Genomic DNA, 12,134 nt, shown 5'->3' with positions numbered 1-12,134 from the left:
CCCCAAACTTCCGGGCGAAAGGTTTGTTCCCTTGCTTCAACAAAGTTCAGGAGGCTCGCCGGGGTAGGTTTCAACCAGGCGTGGGAACATCGAAGGCTGCTTGGTGTTAGGAGCCATGTTCGACCAACCGCGCGCACATGCCGGGCAGCGATGCATCTGCTGGTTGTGCAACGCGGGGGATCTCGCGGTGGAATCGAAGGGAGATTGCCATGTCTGAATCGAAGACGACCACCGATCATGACGAAATCCGCCGTTGGGCCGAAGACCGCGACGGGCGGCCGGCGGTGGTGCGCACCAAGGGCGAGGGGGGCATATTGCGCATCGATTTCGGCGAGCCTGAAGAGACGTTCGAGCCCGTCGAGTGGGACGAGTTCTTCAGGATATTCGATGAGAACGAACTGGCCTTCCTCTACCAGGATGAGACCAGCGGCGGAAAGACCAGCCGCTTCAACAAATTCGTCGAGCGCAGCCGGAAAAGCTAACATCGTCTAGTTGCCGGCGGCCATGGTCAGTGCAGCAGGTTTGCTCCACGTGCCTTGACGATGTTTCGCATGATGCCGTTGAGCCAATCCTCTGTCGAGGAACCGGATCGTCTGTTGTCGATCTCGCCGATGGCCTGCTCGAGCGTTCGCTCGACCAGCCGGTCGGAAGCATCCATGTCTCCCAGCAGCAGACGCGCCGCGAGCCTGAGCTTGGGCAGCAGCGAAAATACGTCGTCTGAGGGCTCGGACGCTCGGCCTCCTTTCGATGCCGACGTCTCGGCTGGGAAGAGAGCATCGAAGACTGCTTGGCCGTCCGAGGATTTTCTGAGGCTGCTGGCATATCGAAGGCGCTCAGGAATAACGATGTCTTCGTCGCCGCTGAAAAACACGAACGGCACGCCACGGCGCATCAGTTCGTCGGCGATCGGGAATACCCGCCTTCCGTTGAGATTGACGTCCAGGATCGCGGCTTCCGCCTCATCCGTATGTTTCGATGCCTGTTCGACCGTCGCCACGGGGCCAAGTACGACGGCGCCCATCTTGCTGAAATAACGTGCAAGATCGCCCGCCAGCATCCATTCGTCCTCGACGATCAGGATATGCAAGCCTTGCAGGTCGCGCACCTCATTGTTCCTTCTTCCTGCGGGATTTACGGCTGTCGGCGCGGACGTCTGCAAAGTGGCGCGCCAGGACCTCTTGCAACCGTTCCGCGAGCGCGAGCAGGCGAGGCGGAATATTTTCGGATACCGGGAACTTGGTCAGATCCGGCGACGGCAACAGGACTCGCTTGGCCGGCTTTATCTCAGGTGGTCGTTTTGCCATTGGAACCGCCTCCGAAGTCAGATGTTAATGCCCACCGGCGGTGCTTTGTTCCGTTGGTGGACTATTTACTGGCCTCGGGCTCAGCCCGGTCTTAATCTGACGCGTGATTTGGGTCTAAGGCCCGATTTGACGGCTTCGTGTTGCGGCGGTTACCAGGGGCGTGGCGTGGCATCCCAGAATGGAAGATTTCCCATTGTCGGCGTCGGCGCATCGGCCGGCGGCATTCCCGCGATGGAGGGCCTGTTCAAAGGACTGACCGACGGCACCGGCATGGCGTTTGTCGTCGTCACGCACCTTAGCCCGGAACGGGAAAGCCTGCTGCACGAGGTTATCCGACGTTACACCGAAATGCCGGTCGTCGTGGCCGAGGAGGGCGTAGCGGTCCAACCGGACCAGGTCTATGTGATGCCACAAAACGTCGTCCTCACCATCCGTAAGGGCGCGCTTTCGCTGCGCCGGCCGAACACGCTCAACCGCGAGCGCAAGCCGATCGACATCTTCTTCAGCGCATTGGCCGAGGACCAGGGCGAGTATGCCGTCGGCATCATCTTGTCGGGTGGCGATTCGGACGGCACGCTCGGCGCCAGGGCGATCAAGGAGCATGGCGGGCTGACCATAGCCCAGGCCTCCAACGGGTACGGCCCCCGCAATCCGGACATGCCGCAGAGTGCGATTTCGAGCGGCCTGATCGACATAGCGGCGCCCGCCGAGCAGATCGGTGCAAAGCTTCAGGCGTTTGTCCGCGGCTTCGACGTGCTGAACGGCCTGACCGAAGCGGACGACGAACACAAGGCCGAGATGGATCGGGCCCGCGATGAAATCTACGCCATTTTGCGCAGCCATTCCGGTCACGACTTTTCCGGCTACAAGACCAAGACGTTCCTGCGTCGCGTAAAGCGGCGCATGCAGATCACGCAGCTGCAGTCGGTCACCACCTACATAGAACGGCTGAAAGGCGATCCGGACGAGGTGGCGAAGCTGTTTCGCGACCTGCTCATCAACGTCACCAGCTTTTTTCGCGACGCCGAAGCGTTCAAATTGCTGGAGGAAAAGATCATACCGCAGATTTTCGAAGGCAAGAACGCCTCCGATGCGGTGCGTGTCTGGGTGCCCGGCTGTGCCACCGGCGAGGAGGTGTTCTCGATCGGCATGCTGATGCGCGAGCGCATCGAGAAGCTTTCCGCGCCGCCGCGCGTCCAGATATTCGCGACCGACATCGACGAGCCGGCGCTCGCGGTGGCGCGTGCGGCGCGTTATCCCGAAGCGCTGCTGCACGGGCTTTCGCCACAGCGCAGGCAACGCTTTTTCCACAGCGACGGCGCGAGCTACGTGCTTGGCAACGAGGTGCGCGAACTGTGCATCTTTTCGCCGCACAGCATTATCCGCGATCCTCCCTTCTCGCGCATGGATATGATTTCCTGCCGCAACCTGCTGATCTATTTCGGCCCGCAGATCCAGAACCGGGTGATTCCGATCTTCCATTACGCGCTGAGGCCGGGCGGCTATCTGTTCCTCGGCACCTCGGAAAGCGTCGGTCAGCACGGCGACCTGTTTGCCACGGTCGACAAGAAGCATCGGATTTTCCAGGCGCGGGAACATGCAACGCCGCGGCCGCTGGTTCTGATCGGCAATGGCCCCACGGGTGCCCTTCCGGTCGGACGCGGCGGCTCGACGAAGGATGCCGCCAGCCATTCACTGCGCCAGGCGATCGAGGCTCAGGTGCTGGAGCGGTTCGCCCCGCCTCACGTTCTGGTCAATGGCGATGGCGACATCGTCTACTATTCGGCGAGGACGGGCAAATATCTGGAAGCACCGCAAGGCGCCCCGAGCCGGCAGTTGCTGACACTGGCCCGCCGCGGGCTGAGACTTGAGCTGCGAGCCGCGTTGCGGGAGGCAGCCACGACGCGCCGCACGGTCGTTCGGGAGAACATAGCGGTCGAAGAAGACGACGGACAGCTTCAGTTCATTGCACTGATGGTCGAGCCGTACACGGAACGCGGCAATGGCGAGCCCCTCTACCTCGTCCTGTTCAATCCGGTGGGACAGGCCCAGATCCGCTCCGATCCGGCACGCGAAAGCCGCGGCGCCGACGATGCGACCGATCTCGAACGGGAGTTGCGCGACACGCGCGAGCGGCTGCAGTCGACCATCGAGGAATACGAAACCGCGCTGGAGGAAGTAAAGTCTTCGAACGAGGAACTCGTCTCCGTCAATGAAGAGGCGCAGTCGACCAATGAGGAGCTTGAGGCCTCGAAGGAGGAGATGCAGTCGCTCAACGAAGAGCTCAATACCATCAACGCAGAGCTGACTGGCAAGATAGAGGAACTCGACCGCGCCAACAGCGATCTCAGAAACCTGTTCGAAAGCACGGAAATCGCCACCATCTTCCTCGACCGCAACCTTGTGGTGCGGACCTTTACTCCCGCCGCGTCGTCGTTCTTCAACTTGCGTCCGTCCGATGTCGGCCGACCGCTGACCGATCTTTCGAGCCAGCTCGACTACCCCGAGTTGAAGCGGCACATCCAGGCGGTGTTCGAGACGGGAGAGACCCTGAACCATCACCTTGCGCGCGACGACAAGGGCCGGTTCTACCTGGTTCGCATCAACCCGTACCGGGACAAAGGCGGCAGCATCCAGGGCGTGGTCGTGACCCTGATCGACGTGACGACGCTGGCGCAGGCTGAAGAGCGTCAGCAGGTGCTCATCTCGGAGCTGAACCATCGCGTCAAGAACATGCTGGCGGTCGTCGCCAGCATCACCAACCGGACGCGTGAAAACTCGGCGTCGAAAGACGAGTTCGCCGAAGCCTTGATCGGCCGGCTGCAGGCGATGTCACGAGCCTACAGTCTGCTCTCGCGAGAAAGCTGGACGGAAGCCTCCGTCGAGGAACTGCTGCGCCAGGAACTTGATCCCTTTGGGGCCGAACGGTTCGAGCTCGATGGCAAGCGGGTAAGCCTCAAGCCTGTGCAAGGGCTCTCCTTCGGCATGGCAATTCATGAGCTGGCGACGAATGCCGCCAAATATGGCGCACTGTCGAAACCTGCCGGGCGCATAGTTGTCAAATGGTCGGTGGTGGATGGCACCTTCAAGCTCGTCTGGCGCGAGAAGGGCGGCCCCCGCATCAAGGAGCCAACCGACAGCGGCTTCGGCCTTACCCTTCTGCGTGGAGAAATCGGTTACAGGCTGGGCGGAAAAGTTGAAACAAGTTTCCGCTCAAATGGTTTGGAGGTGGAAATTGCATTCCCTCTGACCCGCGAGGGCTCGTCGTGACCGGAAAGGTGCGTGTGCTGATCGTCGAGGATGAATGGCTGATCGCCGACGACGCGGCGGCTTACCTGCGCAAGGCAGGCCATCAGGTGGTCGGGCCGGTTTCGTCGGTTACGGCGGCCCTCCGCCTCGTCGGTGAAGGCGGCATCGACGCGGCGCTGTTGGATATCCAGTTGAACGACGAGACCAGCTATCCAATCGCGGAAGCGTTGCGGACGCGCGGCGTGCCGTTCGCTTTCCTCTCCGGGTATGGCGAACGCGAAATTCCGGCAGGTTTCCGCGCTTGCAGGATCGTGCAGAAGCCGGCGAGCCAGAGTGCGATCCTGAATGCCGTGGATGAACTCGCGCGAGCCTGCTGAGGTCTCGATTTTGAACCAAGTCACATCCGCATGGTGCGTGCCTGCCGCGAACACGAACGCCTATGGCAAGATCCGCACCGGTACCGATTTGGCGGCCGGGACATGAGCCTTCTCGGCTCTGTGCCAGAGAGGAATCAGCGGGTTGAGCTCGGGATAATAACCGGCGCAATTTCCCTCCGGCACTGAGAAAGGCGTGATGCGCAGCCCGCGCACGCGGCGCTCCGCGCCATCCTGCGCATTGGCTTCGAGATCGACCTCCTGTCCCGCGCTCAAGCCGAGGCGCTGGATGTCCTTTTCGTTCATCAACAGCACCATGCGTGTGCCGCTGATGCCGCGCAGCCGGTCGTTGTAGCCGTAGACGGTCGTGTTGAACTGATCGTTGGAGCGCACCGTGATCAGTGTCAGCACATCGCGGCCGGCGACATCGATGTCAGGATCGGTTTCAAGGCCACTTGGCAGCTTGAAATTGGCCTTCTTGTTCGGCGTCTCCCACACCCGCTTGCTCGCCTTGATGTCGCGATGGAACCCGCCGGGCGTCAGAAAGCGCTTGTTGAAGTCGCGGAAATGTTGGGGGTAGCAGCGCTCGATCTCGTCACGGATGCGGGAATAGTCGCCAACCCACTCATCCCGTGGGATCGAACTCCTGCCCGGCACCGTCGCCTTGGCAAGTTCGGCGACGATCCGGGGCTTGGAAAGCAGATGCGGCGAAGCCGGAGGTCGCGATCCGAACGAGCCATGGATACAGGCGGTGGAATCCTCTATCGACACCCTTTGGTCGCCGCTCGCCTGATGATCTCTTTCCAGCCGTGACAGGCAAGGCAGCAGATAGGTTGTCCGGCCGGCGATCAGATGGCTGCGGTTGAGCTTGGTCGCGATCTCGACATGCAGGTCGAGCCCACGCCAGGCTTTCTCGACCAGGCCGGTTTCCGGCACGGCCCGCACGAAATTGCCGCCGAGCCCGACGAAGCCCTTGACCGATCCGTCGATGACGCCCTCGCAGGTCTCGACCGTATCGAGACCTTTCTCACGCGGCGGTTCAAAGGCGTAGAATTCGGCGAACTTGTCGAGCGGGACGAGCTCGGGTTTTTCCGATATGCCGACGGTGCGCTGTCCCTGGACATTGGAATGGCCGCGCAGCGGCGAAATACCGGCGCCGGGTTTTCCGATATTGCCGCGCATCATCAAAAGGTTGCACAGCATCTGGACGTTCTCGGTGCCGTGCCGATGCTGGGTCAGGCCCATGCCGTAATTGCCGATCACCGCGTTGGCATGGCTGTAGACCTCGGCGACATGCTCCAGATCGGCCTGCGCAATGCCCGATCGTGCGACGATATCGCTCCACTGGGTGTTGCGCAGGAAGGCTTCGAACTCGGCGAAGCCATGCGTGTGCTCGGCGATGAAAGCCGTATCGAGGGCACGCGTCCTGCCGCTTTCGCGGGCGGCATCGTCGAGCGCCAGCAACGCTTTGGCGATGCCCGTTATCGCGGCGATGTCGCCGCCCGAACGGACCTGGAAGAAGTCGCTGGACATTTTGGTGCCCGGTCCGGGCGACAGCATGTCGATGGGGTTTTGCGGATTCTTGAAGCGTTTCAGTCCCCGCTCGGGCAAAGGATTGAAAGTGAAGACGGGCACGTTGCGTTGACGTGCCTCTTGCAGCGGATGCAACAGGCGCGGCGCCGTCACCCCGGTATTGTGCCCGAAGAAGAGCATCATGTCGCATTTCGCAAAGTCTTCGAGCTGCACGGTCCCGACCGGCGAACCGATCGATTCCGGCAAGCCGACCGAGGTCGATTCATGACACATGTTGGACGAATCGGGCAGGTTCGAAGACCCGTAGATCCGCGCAAAAAGCTGATACATGAACGAGGCCTCGAGCGAGGCGCGGCCGGACGTGTAAAATACCACCGATTTGGGATCGAGCCGTCGCAATTCGGCAGCTATGTCGCGGAATGCATCGTCCCAGGAAACCGGTTCGTAACGGTCGACGGCGGCATTGTAGCGCATAGGCTCCGTAAGCCTGCCCTGTTTCTCCAGATCGTGGTCCGGCCAATCGAGCAATTCCGCCACCGAATGCTCGGCGAAGAAAGCGGGTTCGCAGCGCAGCTTGGTCTGGTCCCACATCGTCGCCTTGGCGCCGTTTTCACAGAATTCGAAAGGCCTCGGCTGAGCTGGCTTTGCCCATGAGCAAGACACGCACATATAGCCGTCGGCCTTGTTCTGCTTGAGCAGCGTGCTCCATATCCCGGACAATAGCAGGCCTTCGCCACGCGCCTTGCGGACCAGCGATTTGAGCGATCCCCAGCCGCCTGTCGGGTGGTCGTATTTCTTGGTTTCAATGCGATCGGTTACCGCGGGTTTCATGCAAGCCACTCCCTGTAGAAGAGCACTCATACGAACCCGCCGTGAGGCTGAATGTTCCCGGCCGGCTCCGTCCCGTCACGCCGTCCGTCTAACCGGAACCATTTCCGCCATCGTTTGTTCGGCTCAAAGAAAGGAGCCGTGCGAAATGGAGCGACGTAACGCGTTAATTGCAATGGTGATTTCGGCCATCATCATCGTCGGCTTCCTCATAGGCTTTTTGTACGGCGATATGGGCTGGCAGACTTCGCCGCTCAAAAGAGCCGCTGAACAGAACCAGGGTGGCAATGCTCCGGCCGATACCTCGCCTGCCGCCGGCATCAAGAAGAACCCCAAGGAAAATACCGAAATGCCGGGCCAGCAGTGAAGGCGAGTCCAGCCATGAAGTTAGCCAATGCCACGAACTGAAACGGGTTCCTGTTTTTGCGGCGCCATAACGGCGCAAATGCGCGGCGAGCCGTTCTGGGTTTGCTCCGATCACGACGACGACTGTCGCAAGGCGATAGGAAGCCCGCTAACGGTGTGGGTCGGTTATCGGCCTTCTGAATTCACCTTGCTCACCGGCATACCGAAGACCTTTTCGAAAACTCCCGGTGTGCTCCGGTCCTTCTGCGCGGATTGCGGAACATCGATCGGCTATGTCGACCAGGGCCTGCCCGACGAACTCTATCTGGCAATCGGCTTTCTCGATCACCCCGAACGGTTTCCGCCACAGGCCCACGCATACTGGGACATGAGGTTACCCTGGGTCGACTTTCCAGACGAGCTGCCGCGGGTGGGGATGTATTCGAGGCGGCGAGATCCGGCCTTCGGAAATCCGGCGGAACGCTAGCTTTCGATCCCCTTGCTGGTTGGAAAACGCGCCATTCGGGCTTCGTACGAAAACGACAATTGGCGCGCGGCTGAAAACGCGCGATCATGTGTCAATGGGCCGCCGTTTGGATGACAAGCTCGATTGCAAGGCGTGCGGGACGATCCTGATGGAGATTCCCGACAACCCGAAGGATTCCACACCGATCTATTGCAGCAATTGCGGCGCCTATCTCGGCGAATGGGGCGATCTGCAGGAGGACTTCTTCAGGCAGGCGTTCGGTGCCCAGGCCTTCGATCTGAACAACGGAAACATCATCAAGAAATAATCCTGGATTGTGCGGGCACCCCGCCGGCCCCAAGCCACGGCCTGTGGACCCGGCTCGTTGCGGCAATCGCCGTTCGTATCGGACCCTCGGGAACCTTTCTCCCGAGCCGCTTGTTTGGGTGGCGGAAGGAGAAACGCCATGAGCACGAAACCTCCCCCTGTGCCGCCGAAGAATCTGCGCCCAAAGGGCGCCGGTGACAAAAAATCGGTAGCAGCCGACCAGGCACCGCAATCCACCGTCCCCGATCCCGACAAGCAGGGTCAGCAAGGCAATACGAAGGTCAACACCACTCATCAAGGCAACGTCCAGGATCGCTAGGCCATGTCCACGTCGAAGAAAACTCCTGCCAGCATCCGCCAGGGCGGTCCCGGCGCCGCGCACGAAAACGCCAAGAAGCCGCTGAGCGTCGAAAAGCCGCCGGCCGATTCAGACCTGCGCAGCCACAGCAAGGTCTCCGGCGGCGGCGGCGAACGCGACAGCCACCATACCCATGACCCCGAAAAGAAAGGCGACACTCGGCCGGCGCATCAGGACAAGTGAAGTCGGGCGGCGACGCGACTACCGATGGGGCTCGAGCGAAATGTCAGCGGGGACGGCGCGCCAAGGCAATCGGCACGACGTTGTCGACATTGATCACCGGCAAATCGAACAGCATCGGAAGCCCCCGCGTCGCGGCCATTTCCACGATCAGCTCCTCGATGGAGTGATCGGTCAGAAGGGTTTCGACGCCCAGCCGGATCATCGCCGCCAGCTTGTGCACCGGCACCGGCACGGACTTCGCCCGGTCGTCGAGCAACTTGCTGATTTCGATCACGACGTCGGCGTCGATATTCCTGGGCAAGTCTCGCATAAGCGCCTCCCCGCCAAACGAAACGAAAAGCCCGCCGCACCTTTCGATACGGCGGGCGATCCAGTAATGCGCACCGGCGAGGGGATCGGGGGTGGGCGTGCCGGCGCGCGCAGATCGCAAGTAATTTTAGTTAAATCCGCCAACTTCGATGTGTCACGGAAAAACGTCTGTACGTTTTTTACCGAACCGCGCGGATCGTTAGCTGTCCCCGCCGTCGCGCGGCGCGGCAGCACAGACGGCGCGATCCTCTGCCCTCCGGACAGCGAGCTCAAACAGTATACATTATAGACTTGAAATATCTTGCCAGGTGATCCAGCCTGTGCTCCACTTGAGCCGGGAACATGGCTGACAGGTCGATTTCTGCCGATATATGGCTGCATTTCAACGGCACGACTGCGAGATCACAGCCTCAAACGATATACGAAATCTTCGCATGGGAAGGCGTGGATGACGGAAACGATAGAGCTCAAACGGGTTGGCGATGGCAATCTGCGTGCCCAGGTCTATCAACAAGTCCGGCTGACGATACAGCATGGCGAATTGGCGCCTGGCCAGAAGCTGGTCGATGTCGATATTGCCGCCCGGCTCGGCATTTCCAGAATGCCTGTCCGCGACGCCTTGATGCAGTTGGTGCATGAGGGCTATCTCGTCGGCACCACACGCGGCTTCACGCTGCCCACGCTTACCGCAACGGATGTCGCCGACATCTTCGAGGTCCGCCGGTTGCTCGAGCCGCGGGCCGCCGCGCACGCCGCACAGACACTTGACGCCGCTGGCCTCAAGACCCTGGCAGCCGCGCTCCGGGAGGCAGAGGCTGCGGCCGCAGATGGCGATGCCGACCGCTTTTTCCAGGCCAATTCGGCATTCAGGAATTGTTGGCTTGGCGCGGTCGCGAACGAGCGTCTTTCACAAACGATTGCCCGCTTCGCCGACCATGTACTCGTCGTCCGTTTAAGGACGCTGTCGCACCAGCCGACACAGGCCGTTATCGTGGCCGGCATGCGCGCCATCTACGAGGCATTCGTCAAGCGCGACGCCGTCGCCGCTTACGACCGCATGACCCACTTCATTCAGAACGCCGAGGAGCGTTTCATGAAGCTGAGCCCACCGTTTCAAAACTCCGACGGCGAGGGCAAGAGCATGTCACGGCGGGGGAAATCATGATCAGGAAGCAGCACCCGCTGAAAGGGCCGAACAGGTTCAAGCTCGGCGTCTTTTCCATGAACGCCGATGGCGGCCTGGCAATGACCACCGTCCCCGAGCGCTGGCGTGCCCGCTGGGAAGACAACCTCAACTCCGCCTGCATCGCCGATCGCGCCGGCCTCGAGTTTCTGCTGCCGATCGCCCGCTGGCGCGGCTTCGGCGGTTTGACGCATGTGCGGGAATGGTCGTTCGAGACGTTCACCTGGGCGGCGGGTCTTGCTGTCGCCACCGAAAACATCGGCCTGTTCATGACGGTGCATGTGCCGCTGGTTCATCCGCTGCAGGCTGCAAAAGCGCTGGCGACGGTCGACCACATCTCCAACGGGCGTGCCGGCTTGAACATCGTCTGCGGCTGGAACCCGGACGAGTTCGCCATGTTCGGGCAGACGGTCGGCGAGCGGACCTACGATCAGGCCGAGGAATGGATCAACATCATCGTGCGTGCCTATCAATCGAGGGAGCCGTTCGACTTCAGCGGCGAGTTCTACGATCTGAAGGGGGTCGTCAGCCGCCCGCCAAGCCTGCAGGCGCCGCGACCGGTGACCATGAACGCCGCCTTCGGCGCGCCGGGGCGCAACTATGCGGCGCGCCACTGCGACTACCTGTTTTCGACTTTTTCCGAAATTGCCGACGGCCGTGCGCATGTGGTCGACATCACCAACCGAGCGGCCGAAGTCGGACGCGAAGTCGGCGTCTATACGGTTTGTCACGTCGTCTGCCGGGAAACCCAGCAGGAAGCCGAGGATTATTACCGGCATTACGCGCTGGAATGCGCGGACGAGGGCGCCGTCGACGAGCATATGCGCAAGAAGAAGGAATTCGCGAACTCGCATGATGCGAAGGCCTTCACCGAATATCGGCAAAGGTTCGCCGGCGGTGCTGGAACTTTCCCGCTCATCGGCACGCCGGAAAAGATCGTCGACGACCTCACTGCGATCATGGACCAGGGTTATTCCGGCGCCGCCCTCACATTCGTCAACTATACCTACGAATTGCCCTTCTTCTGCGACCGCGTGCTGCCGCTGATGCGCCAGGCCGGGCTTCGAGTAAATTGATGCCGGCGGCCGCCATTCCGACGCCGTGGGTGGATGGACACGACGCCATCAATCCGCGCGCCTTCAAGCAGGCAATGCGGGCCGTGGCGGGCTCGGTCGCCATCCTCGCGTCGGAACATGACGAGATCGGCTTTTGCGGCATCACGGCGACAGCACTCTGCTCGTTCAGTGCCGAGCCGCCTTCGCTGCTGGCCTGCGTCAACCGCAGCAGCACCTTTGCCTCGGCCATTCGCGAAGGCTTGCCCTTTTCGGTCAATCTGCCAGCCGGCGACCAGGAGAACGTTGTGCGTGCCTTTGGCGGCATGACCAAAGCCAAGGGTGCCGCGCGGTTCTCGTCCGGATCATGGGTGCGTGGCGAAACCGGCGCGCCCTTGCTTGTCGGCGCGCGGGCAATGTTCGAATGCCGGGTGGCCGAAATCATTGTGCGGGCGTCGCACATGATCGTCATCGGCATCGTCTCAGGCGTCGCGCTGGACCGCGCTGACCGATCGCCGGTCTTCTACGCACATGGACGGTTCCTGACAGTAGGAGATGATGCCAGTTAACCGCCGTTCGCGTGGCGGCGCAGCGATTGTAATTTTCAGATCGGCCCGATCATG

Annotated in this window: 15 protein-coding genes; 11 read left to right on the top strand and 4 right to left on the bottom strand. The window is 61.3% G+C overall.

The genetic code is table 11. From position 1 onward, the window contains the following. Positions 1-209 precede the first annotated feature (209 nt). Positions 210-482, top strand: coding sequence for a hypothetical protein (locus NKG95_RS08725; protein ID WP_023716631.1), 273 nt, complete (start codon positions 210-212; stop codon positions 480-482). Between the two features lie 26 nt (positions 483-508). On the opposite strand, the gene NKG95_RS08720 is transcribed toward NKG95_RS08725, so the two are convergent. Both NKG95_RS08720 and NKG95_RS08715 read right to left on the bottom strand, forming a co-directional pair. After that, complete coding sequence (locus NKG95_RS08720; RefSeq protein WP_023716632.1) at positions 509-1,105, bottom strand: response regulator; 597 nt, start codon at positions 1,103-1,105, stop codon at positions 509-511. Position 1,106: 1 nt separating this feature from the next. Further along, on the bottom strand, positions 1,107-1,304 hold the full coding sequence (locus NKG95_RS08715; RefSeq protein WP_023716633.1) for a hypothetical protein: 198 nt from the start codon (positions 1,302-1,304) through the stop codon (positions 1,107-1,109). Positions 1,305-1,469: 165 nt separating this feature from the next. Between NKG95_RS08715 and NKG95_RS08710 the strand changes: the two genes are divergently transcribed. Next, positions 1,470-4,574, top strand: coding sequence for a CheR family methyltransferase (locus tag NKG95_RS08710; protein WP_353040451.1), 3,105 nt, complete (start codon positions 1,470-1,472; stop codon positions 4,572-4,574). Continuing rightward, positions 4,571-4,930, top strand: coding sequence for a response regulator (locus NKG95_RS08705; RefSeq protein ID WP_023716635.1), 360 nt, complete (start codon positions 4,571-4,573; stop codon positions 4,928-4,930). Before NKG95_RS08710 ends, NKG95_RS08705 begins: the two co-directional genes overlap by 4 nt. A gap of 60 nt (positions 4,931-4,990) precedes the next feature. On the opposite strand, the gene NKG95_RS08700 is transcribed toward NKG95_RS08705, so the two are convergent. After that, a complete protein-coding gene (locus tag NKG95_RS08700; RefSeq protein WP_353040450.1) occupies positions 4,991-7,291 on the bottom strand; it encodes an FdhF/YdeP family oxidoreductase in 2,301 nt (766 codons plus the stop codon). A gap of 145 nt (positions 7,292-7,436) precedes the next feature. On the opposite strand from NKG95_RS08700, the gene NKG95_RS08695 reads away from it, so the two are divergent. The 5 genes from NKG95_RS08695 (at position 7,437) to NKG95_RS08675 (ending at position 8,967) form a co-directional block, all read left to right on the top strand. After that, the gene (locus NKG95_RS08695; RefSeq protein ID WP_352482798.1) at positions 7,437-7,655 is read left to right on the top strand and encodes a hypothetical protein; all 219 of its coding nucleotides are present in this window, start codon (positions 7,437-7,439) and stop codon (positions 7,653-7,655) included. A 27-nt stretch (positions 7,656-7,682) separates the two neighbouring features. Continuing rightward, a complete protein-coding gene (locus NKG95_RS08690; protein WP_352482796.1) occupies positions 7,683-8,120 on the top strand; it encodes a GFA family protein in 438 nt (145 codons plus the stop codon). Between the two features lie 148 nt (positions 8,121-8,268). Further along, entirely contained in the window at positions 8,269-8,427 is a 159-nt protein-coding gene (locus NKG95_RS08685; RefSeq protein WP_023716639.1) for a hypothetical protein, read from the top strand. 138 nt (positions 8,428-8,565) lie between these two features. Continuing rightward, positions 8,566-8,745, top strand: a complete 180-nt coding sequence (locus NKG95_RS08680) for a hypothetical protein (RefSeq protein ID WP_353040449.1) — start codon at positions 8,566-8,568, stop codon at positions 8,743-8,745. Between the two features lie 3 nt (positions 8,746-8,748). After that, complete coding sequence (locus NKG95_RS08675) at positions 8,749-8,967, top strand: hypothetical protein (protein WP_352482793.1); 219 nt, start codon at positions 8,749-8,751, stop codon at positions 8,965-8,967. A 43-nt stretch (positions 8,968-9,010) separates the two neighbouring features. Here the strand turns inward: NKG95_RS08675 and NKG95_RS08670 are convergent, their stop codons facing one another. Further along, on the bottom strand, positions 9,011-9,241 hold the full coding sequence (locus NKG95_RS08670; RefSeq protein ID WP_352547441.1) for a hypothetical protein: 231 nt from the start codon (positions 9,239-9,241) through the stop codon (positions 9,011-9,013). Between the two features lie 483 nt (positions 9,242-9,724). On the opposite strand from NKG95_RS08670, the gene NKG95_RS08665 reads away from it, so the two are divergent. The 3 genes from NKG95_RS08665 to NKG95_RS08655 are packed head-to-tail and all read left to right on the top strand — an operon-like array spanning position 9,725 to position 12,080. Then, positions 9,725-10,441: a GntR family transcriptional regulator gene (locus tag NKG95_RS08665; RefSeq protein WP_353040448.1), complete on the top strand. Its 717-nt coding sequence runs from the start codon at positions 9,725-9,727 to the stop codon at positions 10,439-10,441. Beyond that, on the top strand, positions 10,441-11,535 hold the full coding sequence (locus NKG95_RS08660) for an LLM class flavin-dependent oxidoreductase (RefSeq protein WP_023716644.1): 1,095 nt from the start codon (positions 10,441-10,443) through the stop codon (positions 11,533-11,535). The genes NKG95_RS08665 and NKG95_RS08660 overlap by 1 nt, the downstream gene beginning before the upstream one ends. Beyond that, positions 11,535-12,080, top strand: coding sequence for a flavin reductase family protein (locus NKG95_RS08655; protein WP_352493919.1), 546 nt, complete (start codon positions 11,535-11,537; stop codon positions 12,078-12,080). The genes NKG95_RS08660 and NKG95_RS08655 overlap by 1 nt, the downstream gene beginning before the upstream one ends. Positions 12,081-12,134: the final 54 nt, after the last annotated feature.

It is taken from the genome of Mesorhizobium sp. M1423 (assembly GCF_040317575.1).
Classification (GTDB): domain Bacteria; phylum Pseudomonadota; class Alphaproteobacteria; order Rhizobiales; family Rhizobiaceae; genus Mesorhizobium.
The sequence above is the reverse complement of the archived record's forward strand: the minus strand, read 5'-3'. Positions and strand labels throughout refer to the sequence as shown.